At 35.3% G+C, this 17,421-nt stretch carries 17 protein-coding genes; 16 read left to right on the top strand and 1 reads right to left on the bottom strand.

The features are described 5' to 3' along the window. Nucleotides 1-9 precede the first annotated feature (9 nt). The 9 genes from IV494_RS07070 (at nucleotide 10) to IV494_RS07030 (ending at nucleotide 9,780) form a co-directional block, all read left to right on the top strand. The gene (locus IV494_RS07070) at nucleotides 10-1,044 is read left to right on the top strand and encodes a sensor histidine kinase (RefSeq protein WP_196079428.1); all 1,035 of its coding nucleotides are present in this window, start codon (nucleotides 10-12) and stop codon (nucleotides 1,042-1,044) included. Between the two features lie 129 nt (nucleotides 1,045-1,173). Continuing rightward, nucleotides 1,174-1,755, top strand: a complete 582-nt coding sequence (locus tag IV494_RS07065; RefSeq protein ID WP_196079427.1) for an IS1096 element passenger TnpR family protein — start codon at nucleotides 1,174-1,176, stop codon at nucleotides 1,753-1,755. A 114-nt stretch (nucleotides 1,756-1,869) separates the two neighbouring features. Next, complete coding sequence (locus tag IV494_RS07060; protein ID WP_196079426.1) at nucleotides 1,870-3,216, top strand: alpha-amylase family glycosyl hydrolase; 1,347 nt, start codon at nucleotides 1,870-1,872, stop codon at nucleotides 3,214-3,216. A gap of 127 nt (nucleotides 3,217-3,343) precedes the next feature. Next, nucleotides 3,344-3,784 (top strand): GreA/GreB family elongation factor, encoded by a 441-nt coding sequence (locus IV494_RS07055; RefSeq protein WP_196079425.1) that lies wholly within the window; start codon nucleotides 3,344-3,346, stop codon nucleotides 3,782-3,784. A 77-nt stretch (nucleotides 3,785-3,861) separates the two neighbouring features. Further along, complete coding sequence (locus IV494_RS07050) at nucleotides 3,862-4,656, top strand: thymidylate synthase (protein ID WP_196079424.1); 795 nt, start codon at nucleotides 3,862-3,864, stop codon at nucleotides 4,654-4,656. Then, nucleotides 4,656-5,576 (top strand): hypothetical protein, encoded by a 921-nt coding sequence (locus tag IV494_RS07045; RefSeq protein ID WP_196079423.1) that lies wholly within the window; start codon nucleotides 4,656-4,658, stop codon nucleotides 5,574-5,576. The genes IV494_RS07050 and IV494_RS07045 overlap by 1 nt, the downstream gene beginning before the upstream one ends. A gap of 102 nt (nucleotides 5,577-5,678) precedes the next feature. Beyond that, on the top strand, nucleotides 5,679-7,001 hold the full coding sequence (locus IV494_RS07040; protein WP_230379927.1) for a serine hydrolase domain-containing protein: 1,323 nt from the start codon (nucleotides 5,679-5,681) through the stop codon (nucleotides 6,999-7,001). A 2-nt stretch (nucleotides 7,002-7,003) separates the two neighbouring features. After that, nucleotides 7,004-7,228 (top strand): hypothetical protein, encoded by a 225-nt coding sequence (locus IV494_RS07035; protein ID WP_196079422.1) that lies wholly within the window; start codon nucleotides 7,004-7,006, stop codon nucleotides 7,226-7,228. 41 nt (nucleotides 7,229-7,269) lie between these two features. After that, nucleotides 7,270-9,780: a M1 family metallopeptidase gene (locus IV494_RS07030; RefSeq protein WP_196079421.1), complete on the top strand. Its 2,511-nt coding sequence runs from the start codon at nucleotides 7,270-7,272 to the stop codon at nucleotides 9,778-9,780. An 89-nt stretch (nucleotides 9,781-9,869) separates the two neighbouring features. Here the strand turns inward: IV494_RS07030 and IV494_RS07025 are convergent, their stop codons facing one another. Then, a complete protein-coding gene (locus IV494_RS07025; RefSeq protein ID WP_196079420.1) occupies nucleotides 9,870-10,520 on the bottom strand; it encodes a hypothetical protein in 651 nt (216 codons plus the stop codon). Between the two features lie 157 nt (nucleotides 10,521-10,677). On the opposite strand from IV494_RS07025, the gene IV494_RS07020 reads away from it, so the two are divergent. The 7 genes from IV494_RS07020 (at nucleotide 10,678) to IV494_RS06990 (ending at nucleotide 17,418) form a co-directional block, all read left to right on the top strand. Beyond that, nucleotides 10,678-11,595: a DnaJ C-terminal domain-containing protein gene (locus IV494_RS07020; RefSeq protein ID WP_196079419.1), complete on the top strand. Its 918-nt coding sequence runs from the start codon at nucleotides 10,678-10,680 to the stop codon at nucleotides 11,593-11,595. Further along, nucleotides 11,592-11,894, top strand: coding sequence for a chaperone modulator CbpM (locus tag IV494_RS07015; protein ID WP_196079418.1), 303 nt, complete (start codon nucleotides 11,592-11,594; stop codon nucleotides 11,892-11,894). The genes IV494_RS07020 and IV494_RS07015 overlap by 4 nt, the downstream gene beginning before the upstream one ends. 156 nt (nucleotides 11,895-12,050) lie before the next feature. Beyond that, on the top strand, nucleotides 12,051-13,649 hold the full coding sequence (locus IV494_RS07010; RefSeq protein WP_196079417.1) for a T9SS-dependent choice-of-anchor J family protein: 1,599 nt from the start codon (nucleotides 12,051-12,053) through the stop codon (nucleotides 13,647-13,649). A gap of 303 nt (nucleotides 13,650-13,952) precedes the next feature. Further along, nucleotides 13,953-14,324, top strand: a complete 372-nt coding sequence (locus IV494_RS07005; RefSeq protein WP_196079416.1) for a PadR family transcriptional regulator — start codon at nucleotides 13,953-13,955, stop codon at nucleotides 14,322-14,324. A gap of 4 nt (nucleotides 14,325-14,328) precedes the next feature. After that, entirely contained in the window at nucleotides 14,329-16,050 is a 1,722-nt protein-coding gene (locus IV494_RS07000; protein ID WP_196079415.1) for a PspC domain-containing protein, read from the top strand. A 354-nt stretch (nucleotides 16,051-16,404) separates the two neighbouring features. Beyond that, complete coding sequence (locus IV494_RS06995; protein WP_196079414.1) at nucleotides 16,405-16,971, top strand: 1-acyl-sn-glycerol-3-phosphate acyltransferase; 567 nt, start codon at nucleotides 16,405-16,407, stop codon at nucleotides 16,969-16,971. Nucleotides 16,972-17,001: 30 nt separating this feature from the next. Then, nucleotides 17,002-17,418, top strand: coding sequence for a PaaI family thioesterase (locus tag IV494_RS06990; protein WP_039353505.1), 417 nt, complete (start codon nucleotides 17,002-17,004; stop codon nucleotides 17,416-17,418). Nucleotides 17,419-17,421: the final 3 nt, after the last annotated feature.

The following is a 17,421-nucleotide window of genomic DNA, read 5'->3' as shown; positions in this document are numbered from 1 at the left end:
ATTTGTGAGATGAGGTTTCATAAATTAACGTTACTGGCTTCGATTTTTCTCACGGTTGCAATGTCTCTTATTGCGCTGATCTTCGATTATACGAAAGATATTATTGTTCATGATCAACGTACTTTTTATCTCGTATTCATCTGTTGCGTGGTGTTAATTTTTGTTCTCAATTATATCATTCTCGATTCTCTTTTCAATGTTTACGGTAAAAAACAAATCCGCAGAATTTCTACGATTTTGCCTGATGAATTCAGCACAGAAGACGATAATGAATTAAATTTTCAGGAACTTGGAGAAAGAGTTTCGCAATTCAGCCAGAAAAATGCGACCGAACTGGATACCATGAAAGAAATGGAGATCTATCGGAAAGAATATATCGGCAACGTTTCTCATGAACTCAAAACGCCGCTTTTTTCCATTCAGGGTTATGTAGAAACTTTAATTGATGGAGGCGTAGAAAATCTTGCAATTCGCGATAAATATCTGGATCGAATCGATAAATCTGTTGAAAGATTACTTACGATCGTGAAAGATCTCGATATGATCAATCAGTATGAATCGGGCGAAATTACTTTAAACATTACTACTTTCGACATCAATGCTTTAGTCAGAGAAATTATAGACCTTCTCGATTTGGAGGCTCAAAGAAAAGATTCCAAAGTTCAGCTTCAAACTTCTTCTCCACAAATAATGGTGAAAGCCGATAAACACAAGATCGCGCAGGTTCTCATCAATCTAATTTCAAACGCTATTCATTACGCCAATCGAAATAAAGCGCAAATTACCATCCATACCAATATCTTAAAAAATAAAGTTCTGGTCGAAGTAAAAGACAACGGAATGGGAATCAAACCTGAACTTTTACCGCGGATTTTTGAAAGATTTTACCGCGTAGAAACGAGCAGGAATAGAGCAGATGGCGGTTCTGGATTAGGTTTGGCAATTGTAAAACACATTCTCGAAGCACATGGGGAGAATATTTCTGTACAAAGTGTATATTTGGAGGGAACTCAATTCAGTTTTTTACTGGAAAAAAGCATTTAGAAAACGGCAAAATGTAAGCAAAACTTTTTAATAAATAAGGTCTCATATTTTTTTTGTCAAAATGCAATTGTTTTATATTTGTACCCGAAAATAAATCTAAACAGAGTAATCACAAAATTTAAAGGAAAGATGATTTATAAGGTCCGTGTAATTTTAGACACCAAAGATGATGTTTTTCGAGACATCGAGATCAGAGAAAAGCAAACACTCTGGAATCTGCACTTGGGAATAAAGAGCGCATTTAGTCTTATGGGCGATGATTTGTCCGTTTTTAATATATTAGATAAAGACGGCGTTATTGTAAAAACTGTTCCTTTAGAAGACATGAGCGATGATGGCGATGGCGAGATCATGAGCGACGTTTATTTGATGGAAGCTTTTGAGGAAGAAGGTGCAAAACTTCATTTTCAATATGGCTTTATGGATCTCTGGGAATTTTTCTGCGAAAAAGTAGAAGAATTGGATGAGAAACACGCCGTGAATTATCCGATCACCATGTTCAGATTCGGAAATATGCCTTTAAAAGCACCAAGTAAAACAGCGAAGAAAAACGGTAAAAATTCGGTAATGCCTTTGATGGATGATGAGTTTGGAAGTTTTGAAGACGAATTTAATGCAAGTAGTTTTGCCGATGAAGATGAAGACGATTTCGATGATGAAGAAGAAGACTTCAACGATGATTTCGACGAAGGTGACAACGAAGATATTTAAAAAATACAGCCTCTTTTTTAAGAGGCTTTTTTGTGCGCAAAATCGAAATATTGCAAGCACCCTTTCTTCGCAATTGAAATTTAAAATGAATATATTTGTCACAAATCAGTAAGTATGAAAAAGCTTTTTCTCTTAGCAATCATCAGTTTGGGAATTCTTTCCTGCACGACTCAAAAAACGACAAAAATGAGCAATTCACCCAGCGAGTGGAAACACGATACCAATATCTATGAAGTTAATGTAAGACAATATACCAAAGAAGGAACTTTCCGCGCATTCGAAAAAGAGATGCCGCGTTTGCAGGAAATGGGTGTGAAAACATTATGGTTTATGCCAATTACTCCGATTTCTCAAAAGGTGAAAAAAGGAAGTATGGGAAGTCAATATGCAGCGCACGATTACGTTTCCATCAATCCTGAATTTGGGAATATGGAAGATTTTAAACATATGGTCGACGAAGCGCACAAAATGGGTTTCAAAGTCATCATCGACTGGGTGGCAAATCACACCGGTTGGGATCATGTCTGGACGGTTTCTCATCCAGATTATTATCTTCACGATGCTGACGGAAAATTCCATATCGCTTCCGGAATGGACGATATTATTGAATTGGATTATAAAAATCCGGCAATGAGACAGGCGATGATCGATGCTATGAAATTTTGGGTTAAAGAAACCAATATTGATGGTTTCCGTTGCGATCTCGCAAGTTGGGTCGAAGTTGATTTCTGGGAACAGGCAAGACCCGAAGTTGAAAAAATAAAACCACTTTTCTTCATTGGAGAATTTGATGAACTTGATAATCCAGAATATGGAAAAGTATTCGACGCCAGTTATTCCTGGACCTGGATGCATAAAACGGAAGATTACTACAAAAAGAATTTGCCACTTTCTGACTTAAAAGATCTGATTCAAAAATATTCTGCAATTGGCGATCAATCAATGAGAGCTTGGTTTACAAGCAATCATGACGAAAATACCTGGAATGGAACTGAATATGAAAAATATGGTGATATCGCGAAACCTTTAGCGGTTTTTTCTGCAACCTGGGACGGAATCCCACTTCTATATTCCGGACAAGAATTACCGAATATGAAACGCCTCGAATTCTTTGAAAAAGATGTAATTGAATGGAACGGCAATAATCAAATGGCACCTTTTTATAAAACTTTATTGAATTTAAAATCTTCAAATCCTGCCTTGCGAGGTGGCGATCCAGCTGCATCGACTAATTTGTTAAAGACTTCCGCCGATGATAAAGTTCTAGCTTATGTTCGTAGAAATGGGAAAGATGAGGTGTTGGTTGTTTTAAATATGTCGAAAGAAGCTGTTTCGTTTACCATCAATGATGCAAATGTTTCCGGAATATTTAAAAATGTTTTCAGCGGTCCTGTAAAAGATTTTGCACAGGATAAAAGTTTTTACCTGCCGATTGGTGGATATGCGGTGATGGAAAAATAGAATTTTTGAGATAAACTAGAAATATCAATAGGAACGAGAAATGTCATTCTGAGCTTGTCGAAGAAAGCCCGTTTTTAATTAATGAAATAATCAAATGGCTTTAGCCAAAACTTATTTTAAATTGCAAATGAACAAATCCGAAATCCTAAATATCATCCAAATTAAATTATCCGAAAAAATCGAAAATTTAGAACGTTTGATTAATGAAACCCGCGCTTCCAACAACGAAACCAAAAGTTCGATGGGCGACAAATATGAAACCACGCGCGAAATGGTGCAGCAGGAAATTAATAATCTTCAGGTTCAGCTCAATGAAAATATTCGGGCAAAAAACTCCTTGAAACTCATCAATTCAAATCTCCACCAAATAGTTGGTTTAGGAAGTTTAGTACAAACCGATAAAGGATTATTTTATATCGCCGTTTCGTTGGGTGAAATTACTTTTAATCAAAAGAAAATCTTTGTTATTTCAACTGAAAGTCCTTTAGGTAAAGCATTATTCGGCAAGAAAAAAAGCGACGAGATTTCATTGAATAACATCAGACAAATCATTCAGAATCTTTGGTGAAAATTATTACTTTTGTAAATCATTAAATAAATTTTCAACAGTACTCATTGCTAATTCCCAATTACTCATTATAAAACATGCAAAATTATCTCAACCTTCTTCAACATATTTTAGACAAGGGAACCGATAAAACCGATCGAACAGGAACCGGAACTCGAAGTGTTTTTGGTTATCAATTACGCTACGATCTTTCAAAAGGATTTCCGATGGTGACGACGAAAAAAGTGCATTTGAAATCGATTATTTATGAATTATTGTGGTTTTTAAAAGGAGACACCAATATTAAATATTTGAATGACAACGGCGTTTCAATCTGGAACGAGTGGGCCGATGAAAATGGCGATCTCGGTCCTGTTTACGGTGCACAATGGAGAAGTTGGACCGGAGCAAATGGAAAAGTTGTCGATCAAATTACTGAAGTCATTGATCAAATCAAGAAAAATCCAGACTCTCGAAGATTGATTGTTTCCGCCTGGAATGCTGCAGAAATCCCCAACATGGCTTTAGCGCCTTGTCACGCTTTGTTTCAGTTTTATGTTGCAGACGGAAAATTATCGCTTCAATTATATCAAAGAAGTGCCGATGTATTTCTGGGAGTTCCTTTTAATATTGCGAGTTATGCGTTGTTATTAATGATGGTTGCCCAGGTTTGTGATCTAGAAGTCGGCGATTATGTGCACACTTTTGGCGATGTTCATATTTACAATAATCATTTCGAGCAAGTTCATAAACAACTTTCCCGCACGCCGAAAGATTTACCAACGATGAAATTAAATCCTGAGGTCAAAGATATTTTCGATTTCGATTTTGAAGATTTTACGTTAGAAAATTACAATCCAGATCCGGGAATTAAAGCGCCGGTTGCGATATAATGTTCAGATTAATTACCCTATTATTCTCTTTTTTTATTATTTGCAACCTTCTTGGGTGTCAAGAAGAAAAAGAGGTGAAATATGAAGTAAATATTTTAGATGTTCTCGGACCAAAAGGAAAACCAATTTTTGATACAATCAATGTTCCGTTAAAATTAAAAATAATAGTTAAAGAAATTTCAGAGTTAAATACTTATGAAACCGGAGTTCTGGGCAAAGGCCAGGAAGTTTCTCATAATTTTGATAACTATGAAAAACTTAAGAAAGTCGCAAATGATGATGAACTTTTAAAGTTGACTAGTAATAAAAATTTGGTGGTTTCTTTATATGCTGCAAATGCTTTGGCAGAAAAAAATCATCCTCAAATAGATAAAATTTTCAATAGATTAATCAGTAATAATAAAACGGTTTATACTCAGAATGGTTGTATTGTTGGAGATGAAAACATAAGTATTCCTTTTTATACAAAGTACATTTACGCACTTGAAAAGACGAAAATCCCAAAAGATGTAAATCTTAAAAAGTTTGACAGTATCATTATATTTAATGATCATTCTGATGATAAACTTATAAATTATGCATTTCAGAATCGATTATATCCAGCTAATTATCGAAATAGAATTGAATTTTTAGCATTCAATAAAAATAATGAAGGTGCAATTTTTTATCTTTCTAATTGGCATAAAGCTGTTTACTCAAATCGATTACAAAAGGAGATAAAAGGATTATTGTCGCAGGATTCTTTGAGACCTTATTTATATTTCAATTATCTGAAAGAACTTCTTGATTTTAAGAATCCCGAAAATAATAGTTTTATACTTTCTAAATTAAAGAAAGATACAATCTGGAAGGACTATGGTGATAACGGAGTTGAGGTTAGATGGTTATTAGATCGAAATGGAATTTATTTAGACCTTTAAAAAATTAAATTCCTGAATTAGATCTAGAATTGAAGTGGAGTTGTACAACTTCACTTTTTTTGTAACTTTCCTTCTAAATTTTCTACCAATAAAAAAAGCTTGATGATGATCAAAAAAATTATACTTTCGTTTTTCATTGGTGTTTTTGGAACTGCTTGTTCCCAAAACGTCGATAAAAAAAAGCTGGACGATTATTTTTCAGCTTTAGACCGTAATCAAAAAGTAATGGGAAGTTTTGCCATTGCAAAAGATGATCAAATCGTTTATACCAATGCAATTGGTTTTGCAGATGTTGAAAATAAAATCAAAGCTGATGATAAAACCGTTTATCGAATTGGCTCTATTTCAAAAACTTTTACGGCTGTTTTGGTGATGAAAGCTGCGGAAGAAGGAAAACTTAAACTGGAAAATAAGTTGTCGCAATATTTTCCTCAAATCAAAAATTCAGAAAAAATTACGATCGAAAATCTTCTTCAGCACCGAAGTGGAATTCATAGTTTTACCGATGATCCAGATTATTTTTCCTACAATACTCAATATATATCGCAACCTGATTTGCTTGCGAAAATTGTGAAAGGTGGAAGCGATTTTGAACCTGATTCGAAATATACTTACAGCAATTCCAATTACGTGATCTTGGCAATGATTCTGGAGAATATTTATAAGAAATCGTACTCGCAAATTCTTTCAGAAAAAATTACAAAACCTTTAGGCTTGACTTCCACGAAAGTTGGAGAAAAAATAAATTCTAAAAGTAACGTAGCAAATTCCTACGTTTTACTTGATAAAAAATACAATAAAAGTGAAGAAACCGACATGTCAGTTCCAATTGGAGCCGGGAATGTGGTTTCCACGCCTTCTGGATTATTGAAATTTATCATCGCTTTGGCCAACGGAAAAATAGTTTCGAAAGCCAGTTTAGAAAAGATGCAGCAATACAAAGAAAATTACGGACTGGGAATTTTTCCTGTTCCTTTCAATAATCAAAAAGGTTTCGGACATAACGGAAGTATTGATGATTATCGGTCTGTTTTGTATTATTTCCCCGAAAGTAAAACTGCATTTGCAATGATTACCAATCAATCCGACTATGATAATAATCAAATTTCGATCACCGCGTTGAAAGCTGCAAATGGAATCGATTTCGAAGTTCCAGACTTCAAAATGATACAGGTTTCTGCTTTAGATCTGAAAAAATTAGAAGGACTTTATGCTACCGCTTCAATTCCTTTAAAAATTAATATTTTCACAGAGAACGGTCAATTAAAAGGTCAGGCAACAGGACAAAGTGCTTTTCCTTTAGAAGCGGTTTCAAACAATACTTTTAAATTTGATGCCGCCGCAATAAAGATGGTTTTCAATCCGGAAAAAAAAGAAATGATCTTTACCCAGGGAGGAAGTACCTTCACTTTTACAAAAGAATAAGTATGAAATCTTTAAAAATAAATCTCGAAGAAAATGCCGATTTAGGCAAATTGACTGAACTTTTAATTCAAATTAAAGGCATTAAATCGGTAGAATTAATTAATCATGATACTGATGAAAGCGATCTGAAAAAGGCAGTCAATAAAAGCAAAGAACAACTAAAAAGTGGCGACTACGAATCGTTTGTTAACGACCTTTTCGAAACATTCGTTAATAAGAAATCATAAAAACCAGTCTGAAAATTCTTACAAAAATCATTGATATAAATATGAAAAAACTATTGATCACCATCAGTTTACTCGGGATTTTATTCTCCGCAAATCTTGCTGCACAAACCGATACTTCCGGTAGAACTGAAATTTATCGTGGATCTCACACGAAAATGACCGAACTGAAACACACCAAATTAAAAGTCAATTTCGATTACCAAAAAGAACAAATGGGTGGCGAAGAATGGCTCACTGCTTCCCCGTACTTTTATCCGACCGATTCTTTGGTGCTCAATGCAAAAGGAATGCTGATCCATGAAGTTGCTTTAGATAAAAGTGGCATCAAAAGTCCCTTAAAATACGAGTACAAAAACGATATGCTCAAAATAAACCTTGATAAAACTTACAACAAAAATCAGGATTATACGGTTTATATCAAGTATACAGCGCGTCCGAACGAAATAACGCAAAAAGGAAGTGCTGCAATTACCGATGCGAAAGGTCTTTATTTCATTAATGCTCAAGGAAAAGAAGCCGATAAACCAACGCAGATCTGGACGCAAGGTGAAACTGAATCGAGTTCAGCCTGGTTTCCAACCATTGATAAAACCAACCAAAAAACTACCGAAGAAATTTACATGACCGTTCCCGATAAATATGTGACTTTATCCAACGGGATCATGAAATCTTCAACCAAAGAAAGCAATGGTCTACGAACCGATCATTGGGTAATGGACAAAAAACATTCACCGTATTTATTTTTCATGGGAGTTGGTGATTATGCGATCGTGAAGGATAAATGGCGAAATATCGATGTCGATTATTATGTCGAAAAAGAATACGAACCTTACGCAAAACAGATCTTCGGAAATACTCCGGAAATGATCGAGTTCTTTTCCAAAAGATTAAACTACGATTACCCATGGTCGAAATATTCGCAAATTACCGGTAGAGATTACGTTTCTGGCGCAATGGAAAATACAACAGCAACGCTTCACCAGGAATCTGCACAGCAAAAACCGGGAGATCTGATCGATGAAAATCGCTGGGAAGATACGATTGCTCATGAATTATTTCACCACTGGTTTGGAGACTTAGTGACCGCAGAAAGTTGGAGCAATTTGACTGTAAATGAATCTTTCGCGAATTATTCCCAATATCTCTGGAATGAGCATAAATACGGAAAAGATATCGCCGATTACGGTATGATGAAAGAAACCAGAGGATATATGATGGATCCTTCGAACATTACGAAAGATTTGATGCGTTTCAATTATCACTCGCGCGAAGACATGTTTGATGGTGTTTCCTATAATAAAGGTGGCGCAATTCTTCATATGTTAAGAAATTATTTGGGCGACGACGCTTTCTTTGCAGGCTTAACTGATTATTTAAAAACAAACGAATACGGAAATGGCGAAGCACATCAACTTCGATTATCCTTAGAAAAAGTTTCAGGAAAAGATTTAAACTGGTTCTTTAATCAATGGTATTTTGGCAGCGGAAATCCAAAACTTTCTTACACCACTACTTTTGAACCGATCAAAAAAGAGGTAACAGTTACTATTAATCAAAATCAAATCGGGCAGAATTTTCAGTTTCCTTTAGCAATCGACGTTTTCGAAAATGGAAAACCTTCCCGAAAAAATGTTTGGGTAGATGCGAAAGAGAAAAACGACTTCACTTTTCAAGTAGGGAAAAGTCCAGATTTAGTTAATATAAACGCAGACGGCGTTTTGCTGGCCGAGTTTACAGACACCAAAACTCCGGAGCAGTATTTAATGCAATATCAAAATTCAACCGAATTTTTGAGCAGATACAAAGCGTTGGAAAATGCAATGGAGAACGTTGCTAAAAATCCGGCTGCTTTAAAAACAGTAGTTGCAGCTTTGAAAGATTCAAATTTTAGAATCCGTGTGAAAGCATTGACTGGATTAGATCTTTCTAAACCTGATCAGGCAAAAGCAGCGCTTTCTGAAGTTGAAAAAATGGCTTCCAGTGATCCGAAAACTTTGGTTCAGGCGGCGGCAATTTCTGCTTTAGGAAAAACAAAAGATAAAAAATATCTTCCGCTTTTCGAAAAAGGAATGAATGCGGTTTCTAATTCGGTGAAAGCCAATTCCCTTTCCGGAATTGCGGCGGTTGATCCTTCAAAAATTGCAGCTTTGGCTGATAAAATTGATCTGGAAGGTGCAGGTGATGAAGTGATCGCAGAACTTTTACCCATCATTGTGAAAAATAAAATCGAAAAACAAATGCCTGCAATTGCATCAACGGCGGCGTTTTATCCTTTCCTGAAGTTCCAGAAACCAGAATTGGGCGCGTCTGCAGAAGATGGTTTCAACTGGATCATGAGTTCTGATAATTTAAAAGCAACGGAAAATGTGACGAAAGTTTTGAACCAGGTTAAAGGTCAAATCGGTCAAAATCCACAGGCAAAAATGATGATCGTGCAAATTTTAAAAGATGGTCTTGCGAAGAAAATGCTTGTTTTAAAGGCAAATCCTTCTAGTCCGACGATTAATCAGCAAATTGATCTCCTAAATAAAACAATTGAAGCTTACAAATAAGCACCTTTTGATCTTAAAAATAAATGCAACTTCGAATAATTTCGGAGTTGCATTTTTATGAAAAGTAGGTAATGCTTTTTAATTTGAATTTAAGTGGTCCAGGAATTATTAGCAACAGCGATAAGATAATAGGTGCCATTGTATTCGTCGAAAACAAAGATCAGCGAGTTCCAGTCCATTCCGCTGTAGATTTCTGTTCCCGGAATAAAGTTCTCCGTAAATAGAGCGTTTGGATAAGTTTTCCTGATGTTATTGATCGTATTTCCGGTACCTTTAAACTCATTAAAATAAAACTCCGCGTTCTTGAAATTTCTTTTGAAAACCCATTCCGCGAGATAATCTTTGATTGGAAAAACCAGTAGGTCACCCGTTCCATCTTGATGTCCCCAGGTGAATTGCGTGTCTTTTGCAATATATTGATCAAATTCTTCACGACTGAAATGTTTGTCTTTTTTTAAATTAATGTAAGAATACATCGAAAATGTAATTCCTTTTTCTGGATGAATGTAATTCGAAAAACCTTCGTAATCTTTAGATTTTAAAGTGGAAAGAATTTCATTATTCAATCTTTTTAAAGTTTCTTCTTTTCTTAAATTTTCTGATTCATTTTTAAAGTTTTTCAATGAATCATTTGCGATCACAGTTGTTGAAACTTCAGGTAAAATTTCAGAATTGGTTTTGCTTTCTTTTGAGCAGCCAACCATTAATAGTAAGAATAGAAAGTAAATAGAATTTTTCATCAGGTAGTAAATTACAAATTGAAATGGTTTTGATTTGCCATTAGGTATGAAGGATATTAGTTTTCATTAAATTTAAGAAAAATTAATAGAAAGTTTTAACAGAACTTTAGAACAGCAATCGTTTTAGTTTTTTTAAATTTGAGTAAATCATTATTGTATGGCATATATCGATTATTATAAAGTTCTGGGCATTGATAAAAAAGCAACTCCCGAAGAAATAAAAAAGGCGTACCGAAAGTTAGCCCGAAAATACCATCCAGACGTCAACCCCGGAGATAAAGAATCTGAGAAAAAATTCAAAGAACTCAATGAAGCCAATGAAGTCCTTAGCAATGTTGAGAACAGGAAAAAATACGATCAGTATGGAGAACACTGGAAACACGGCGAAGAATATGAAAAAGCGCAACAGCAGCAAAGATCGCATCAATCTCAGCAAGGTGGAAATTATGGAAACTATTCGGGTGCAGATTTTGGGGAAGGTGGCGATTTCTCAGATTTTTTCCAAAGTATGTTTGGTGGAAGTTCTGGGGGTAGAAGTTCGCGCGGAAGTGCCTCCGGAAAATTTAAAGGTCAGGATGTAGAAGCAAGTTTAAACCTGAACCTGCGCGACGCCGCAAAAACCCATCAGCAAACTTTTGATATTAATGGCAAAAAAGTAAGAATTACAATTCCCGCCGGAGTTGCAGACGGTCAGAAAATTAAATTAAAAGGCCACGGAAATCCTGGTCATAACGGCGGTCCAAGCGGCGATCTTTTTATAACCTTCAATATTAAAGAAGATGCTGAATTTAAAAGAAACGGCGACAATTTAACATCCGAGGTTGAGATTGATTTTTACACGGCTGTTCTAGGAGGTGAAGTTCCTATAAAAACTTTGGATGGAAGCGTAAATTTAAAAGTAAAACCTGAAACTCAGAACGGAACTAAAGTTCGGTTAAAAGGAAAAGGTTTCCCGGTTTATAAGAAGGACGGTGAATTTGGAGATCTATTTGTGACGTACATCGTAAAAATTCCGACCAATTTGACGGAGAAAGAAAGAGAATTATTTCAACAATTAAAAGATTTAAAAAAATGAGTGATAGAATTTCCCGCGAAGAACTCGTAAGAATTTACGATATAGAAATCACTTTTTTCGATTCTTTGGAAGAGTCGGGACTGTTGAAAACTGAGAATGACAATGAAGTAAAATATTTGCTTTATGATGAATTGCCGGCTTTTGAACGTTTTGCAAACTGGCATTACGATCTTGAAATAAATTTACCCGGTTTAGAAGTCATTCATCGCCTCCTCAATAAAATGGAAGCGTTGCAGGCAGAAAACAGAAGGTTAGGTCATTTTTTAAGTAATGAGAACATTTCTGGTAAAGATTTCTGAGAAATTAATTTTAAAATGAGTTGAGGTTTCAAAGCTTCAACTCATTTTCAATACTTTGTAAATATTTTTGAATCTTAGTGATTCTTTTTAAATTATTTTCTCAATTATGTAATAATAATTCATTAGTTTTGGCAAGTTTAACAATATAAATTTATTATGAAAAAAATTTTACTAACGTGCTCTTTAGCACTGGGAATTTTTGCAAGTGCGCAATTTTCTCAAAACTTTGATGCCTCAACGGCAACTCCTGCAGGGTGGACTGTTATAAATGATGTTCCTGCATCACAAACTTTTGTATTTGGTACGCCTCCGGGAGGAGCTTCATTTCCGGCACATAGTGGTGCTAATGTTTCAAGTATCCGCTATGATACTGCTGCACACGACGATTATTTGGTAACTCCAGGAATTGCTGTAACTGCAGGTGTGAATGACAGACTATCTTTTTGGGTAGCGAGTTACAGTTCTACATTTTTAGAAAACTACGAAGTGGTATTAGGAAATGCTCCAACAAAAGCAGCTTTAACAACTGTTTTGAAAGCTACTTCTAAAGCTCCAAATGCCTGGACAAAAATTTCTTTTGATTTATCTGCTTATGTTGGGACTACTGTTTACGTTGCAATACATGCAGTAGATGCAGATCAGTTTTATTTATATGTTGATGATGTGGTAAGTGACTCAGCACCATCAACGATTCCAGCTTGTACAATGCTTTCTGCACCTGCAAATGCTGCAACAGGAGTGAGTGTTAGACCTACATTAACTTGGCCATTATCCCCTCTTGCTGATGGTGGTTACAAACTTTCTTTAGGAACAACCTCTGGTGGTACAGATGTTTTGAATAATGTTGTCTTGTCTGCAGCTGCTACATCGTATCCATTTGGTCCGTCTCCACTTTTAATGCCAAATACATTGTATTATGCAAAAGTAATTGCTTTCAATAATATTGGTGATGCAACTGGTTGTACAGAGACTACTTTCACAACTGGCCCTAATCCTATTGCACCATATTGTGGTCCACAAGGTTCTAGTGTACCAACACAGATTGCCCCAATTACTTCATTCACATTGAATGGTACTACAAATAATTCTGATACTACCGCTACAACTATCGGTACTTATGACGTCAACCAAACTTTTCTAAGTTCTAATATTACCGTTTTAAGTAACTTAACAACTATTCCATTTAGTTTAACAGGTATTGGTATTGCTAATAATGGTTGGGCAATGTCTGTTTTTGTTGACTGGAATAATGATGGTGATTTCTTAGATGCAGGTGAATCCTACTTTAACACTACAGCAACTATTAAAAGAAGCACAACAGTAACAGCTGGAAAAGTAACACTAACTGGAACTTTACCGATCCCTTCAGGAACAACGTTTGGGGTGAAGAGAGTAAGAGTGAAATATAATTTCTCCGGAACTACACTTAATTTGCCACTTACAGCTGCTTGTGAAGAAATGTCTAATGGTCAGGTAGAAGATTATGCTATCGATTACAAAGACTTTACTTTAGCCGTAGGTAATACTGCAACTTCAGCATTGTCTGTTTATCCAAATCCATTCAAAGATGTATTGAATATTACTGATGTAAAAGGAGTTAAATCGATTATGATCAGCGATGTTTCTGGAAGACAGGTTAAAACAATGAAACCAAGTACTGAACTTCAGGTTTCTGATTTGAAAACTGGTTTATACATTGTTAATCTTCTTATGGAAGACGGAACAATTAAGTCGATCAAAGCAATCAAAAAGTAATATTTTCTGAATATTTCTTTTAAATAAGGATCCGCCTCAGCAATGAGGCGGATTTTTTTTATCTAAAACTATCACTTCTTATATTTCTAAAATGCCTTTGTTAACTGGATTTTCCTCATTTTGATCCCAATCACTAAGAATCTTTTTAAAAAAAATATTAAAATATTACTACTTTGTATTGCATAATACTAAATTAATTTTATATCTTTGCATAGTAAGATTGAGAAAGAGTAATGAATCGATGATTATTAATTTCTCAAAAAACTTACTTTAATCATTAAACTAATTAATAACCCTAAAATAATGAACACAGAAAACACCAAAGCGCAGATGCGAAAAGGAATTCTGGAATTCTGTATTTTGAGTTTAATTGACCAGAGAGAAATGTATGTTTCCGATTTGATTGATGAACTTAAAAAAGGAAAACTGGATGTGGTGGAAGGAACGCTGTATCCTCTCCTCACAAGATTAAAAAACGGAGAGTTCCTCTCTTACCGATGGGAAGAATCTACAGGAGGACCGCCCAGAAAATATTACCAGATGACAGAAAAAGGCAAGTTGTTTCTCGCCGAACTTCGAAATACCTGGAACGAACTGACAGACTCAGTAAACCAAATAACTAAAAACACTAATCCGACGGGCGCACCTGAAAGCGCGTTCCAACCAAATTCTTAATACCATGAACAAGACACTCTCAATAGGACTCGCCGGTTTCTCTTTCACGATCGAGGAACACGCATATATTAAACTCAGTGATTATCTTGCAGCACTCAGAAATTCTTTAGATGCCAATGAAGCAGATGAAGTAATGCATGATATTGAAATCAGAATGGTTGAAATCTTCAAAGATTCTCTTGCAAAACGCGAAGTGATCAATGACATCGACGTGGAAAGAGTTATTTCCCAGATCGGAAGACCAGAACAGATCGAAGAGCAGGAAGAAGCTTACTTTTCTGAAAAAACAGCCAGAAATGAACAGCGTACTTCTGCAAATTACAGCGGTTCAAAACAACTCTTCCGTGATCCAGAGAAACAAAAAATCGCGGGTGTTTGTGCAGGTTTAGCACATTATGTTGGAATGGATGTAAGCGCGATGCGTGCAATCTGGTTAGGAATCGCAATTTTAGGAATATTTACCGCCGCGATCTCAACCACTTTGATCATCTTAATTTACGTTATTCTTTGGATCGTTTTACCCAAAGCAGAAACTGCGACTGATTTCTTAAAAATGAAGGGAAAACCAATGAACTTCGATAATTTAAAAAGCGAATCGAACAAATTGGTGCAGTTTGCCAACGAATCTACACAAAGAGTTGGTGAAATTTATACCGAAAATAAACCTTACATCAACAATGCAGGAAGCGGCCTTTGGAATGTTATAAAATATTTCGTCGGTGCAATTTTAGCCTTAATGGCGGTAAGCAGTATTATAGGTGTATTTGTACTCTTCGGAATGTTCGGTATAGATTCTAATTTTCCTGGAGCGAACGAAATGAAATTCTATTTTAATGATGATGGATTATACAATGTTTTGTCAGCGATCATCATTATCGGCTCTTTAATTCCTGCCATTCTCTTCAGTTTATTAAGTATCAAAATATTTTCCCCAAAGACTAAATTGAGAAATATTGGTTGGGTGATCGGTGCATTATTTATAATTTTAATGGGACTTGGAGCGTACTTCGGAGTAAGTATGGCAAAAAAAGAAGCGTTTTTGAAAGGTCATAAAGAGGACACTGAAAACGTTGACATCAACACCATATCCGACAGTTTATATGTTGATATGAAGCAGGTTACCATTCCACAAAATTTCATAGCGTATGACGATGATATTTATTCTGACCGAAAAATGGTTTATGAAGAAGATTATCCAAACATAGATGTGACGAGAAAATCTAATATTACAAAGCCATATTTAATCATTAAAAAAGAAGGAAAAGGGTACAATCTTCCGATGCAGATGAATGTTGACGTAGAAATTCAGGGAAATAAGATCTTATTACCGAATTACATGAAATATCCTTATCAACACAGATTTAGAGATTATAATGTAAATTATGAACTGGTAGTTCCTCAGAAGATGCAAGTCTTCAAAGTGAGAGATAATGTGCTTCAGTTAGAAGGTGATTTAAATGGAAATGGCAGCGTTTCAAATGATAACAGCAATGATAATGACAACTCCAATGGAATCGAGATCAGTAAAAACAAAATCAAGATCAATGGATCTACGATTCAGTATAATGAAAATGATAAAGACAGCGTGATCATCAATGGAAAGAAAATGCCGAAAGAAGCCGCAGATCAAATCATGGATTCTATGAAAAATAATTTACGAAATATAAAAGACGTAGATATTTCAATCAAAAACGGTAAAAAAGAAATTTCCATCAAAACCAAATAAATGAGAGTGGATGAGCAAGAGCGAAATTGTGATCTTACAAAATAAGTTTAATGATAATTCGCTTTTCGCTTGTTCATGATGGCAAAAATTTAAAGAAAATTTAACATTTACGAAGGTATTTTACATTATAATTAGAGTAATTTCGTACAGTTAAATGGAGAAGTAAATCAGTTAACAATTAAAATACAAAATCATGGTACAGTTCGTATTCGAAATCGCAATGAAAATCATGGATTTCATCAGCAGTTTAATTTAGACAAAATAATTTCAATATATTTGTAAAAGTATAACCAAGTCTTTTGGTTATACTTTTTTGTTTAAACTTATTGCTATTCACTCCTTATACTCTTAAATATGAAAAAATTTCTCGCAAAATTAATCCTCAAAATAATCGGTTGGAAGGTCGTTCTGGAAGGAGATGTTAATAATTTGGATCGCTGTATCCTAGTTGTAGCACCGCATACCGCCAACGAAGAATATATGTTGGGAAATCTTGCGTACTGGTCTTTGGGAAAACCCCTGAAAGTGATCATCAAAGATGCTCATACGAAAGCCTGGTACGGATTTTTAGTAAAAGCAATGGGTGGAGTAGGAATTGACCGCGCCCAGAAAAATAATTTGATAAAATTTGTTGTCGATAAATTTGCGAAAGAAGATTTCAGTTTAGTAATCACGCCGGAAGGAACCAGAAGTTGGGTACCAAAATGGCGAAAAGGTTTTTATCACATGGCTTTAGCCGCAAAAGTTCCTATTGTTATTGCGTCGGGAGATTTTAAGGATAAGGCGATTTATCTGGGCAAAATGATTTCTGTACACGATTTAGAAACCAGAACGTATGAAGATATCATGGGCGAAATGGAAGAATATTACAAAAAAAGAACACCAAAAGTTCCCGAAAACTGGAACCCAAAAATTTTTTAATCTCAACCTCAACCTCAACCTCAAATTATAATGGAAAATAAAGAACAGATTTTAGAGAAACTCAATAATTGGGGCGAAGAAACTTTGGGTAAAACGCTTGATATTATTTTTACCGATGTCACGAAAGATACCTTGACTGCAACAATGCCTGTAACTCCGAAAGTTCATCAACCGTACGGAATTCTGCACGGCGGCGCAAGTTGTGTTCTGGCTGAAACTTTAGGCTCAAGCTTATCGGTTTTGCATGTCGATACCGAAAAATTTGCGCCTGTTGGAACCAATATTAATTCCAATCATTTGCGAAGTAAAAAAAATGGCATCGTTACAGGAACGGCGAGATTCATCCGGAAAGGCAGAACAATGCATGTTTCCGAAATCGAAATTCGCGACGAAAAAGGAGAGTTGATCAATCATACGACAATGACCAACAATATCATTCCCCGATAATAG

The sequence above is a fragment of the Kaistella gelatinilytica genome (genome assembly GCF_015679325.1).
Taxonomy (GTDB): Bacteria; Bacteroidota; Bacteroidia; order Flavobacteriales; family Weeksellaceae; genus Kaistella; species Kaistella gelatinilytica.
Note: the sequence above shows the minus strand (reverse complement) of the source record. Positions and strands in the feature narration are given on the sequence as shown.

Excerpts from the sequence above, each read along its gene's own strand:
- IV494_RS07035 (WP_196079422.1), top strand. The coding sequence starts at position 7,004 with ATGAAATCTTTAAAAATAAATCTCGAAGAAAATGCCGATTTAGGCAAA.
- IV494_RS07015 (WP_196079418.1), top strand. The coding sequence starts at position 11,592 with ATGAGTGATAGAATTTCCCGCGAAGAACTCGTAAGAATTTACGATATA.
- IV494_RS07045 (WP_196079423.1), top strand. The coding sequence starts at position 4,656 with ATGTTCAGATTAATTACCCTATTATTCTCTTTTTTTATTATTTGCAAC.
- IV494_RS07000 (WP_196079415.1), top strand. The coding sequence starts at position 14,329 with ATGAACAAGACACTCTCAATAGGACTCGCCGGTTTCTCTTTCACGATC.
- IV494_RS07070 (WP_196079428.1), top strand. The coding sequence starts at position 10 with ATGAGGTTTCATAAATTAACGTTACTGGCTTCGATTTTTCTCACGGTT.
- IV494_RS07060 (WP_196079426.1), top strand. The coding sequence starts at position 1,870 with ATGAAAAAGCTTTTTCTCTTAGCAATCATCAGTTTGGGAATTCTTTCC.
- IV494_RS07005 (WP_196079416.1), top strand. The coding sequence starts at position 13,953 with ATGAACACAGAAAACACCAAAGCGCAGATGCGAAAAGGAATTCTGGAA.
- IV494_RS07020 (WP_196079419.1), top strand. The coding sequence starts at position 10,678 with ATGGCATATATCGATTATTATAAAGTTCTGGGCATTGATAAAAAAGCA.
- IV494_RS07040 (WP_230379927.1), top strand. The coding sequence starts at position 5,679 with ATGATGATCAAAAAAATTATACTTTCGTTTTTCATTGGTGTTTTTGGA.
- IV494_RS06990 (WP_039353505.1), top strand. The coding sequence starts at position 17,002 with ATGGAAAATAAAGAACAGATTTTAGAGAAACTCAATAATTGGGGCGAA.
- IV494_RS07010 (WP_196079417.1), top strand. The coding sequence starts at position 12,051 with ATGAAAAAAATTTTACTAACGTGCTCTTTAGCACTGGGAATTTTTGCA.
- IV494_RS06995 (WP_196079414.1), top strand. The coding sequence starts at position 16,405 with ATGAAAAAATTTCTCGCAAAATTAATCCTCAAAATAATCGGTTGGAAG.
- IV494_RS07055 (WP_196079425.1), top strand. The coding sequence starts at position 3,344 with ATGAACAAATCCGAAATCCTAAATATCATCCAAATTAAATTATCCGAA.
- IV494_RS07025 (WP_196079420.1), bottom strand. The coding sequence starts at position 10,520 with ATGAAAAATTCTATTTACTTTCTATTCTTACTATTAATGGTTGGCTGC.
- IV494_RS07030 (WP_196079421.1), top strand. The coding sequence starts at position 7,270 with ATGAAAAAACTATTGATCACCATCAGTTTACTCGGGATTTTATTCTCC.
- IV494_RS07065 (WP_196079427.1), top strand. The coding sequence starts at position 1,174 with ATGATTTATAAGGTCCGTGTAATTTTAGACACCAAAGATGATGTTTTT.
- IV494_RS07050 (WP_196079424.1), top strand. The coding sequence starts at position 3,862 with ATGCAAAATTATCTCAACCTTCTTCAACATATTTTAGACAAGGGAACC.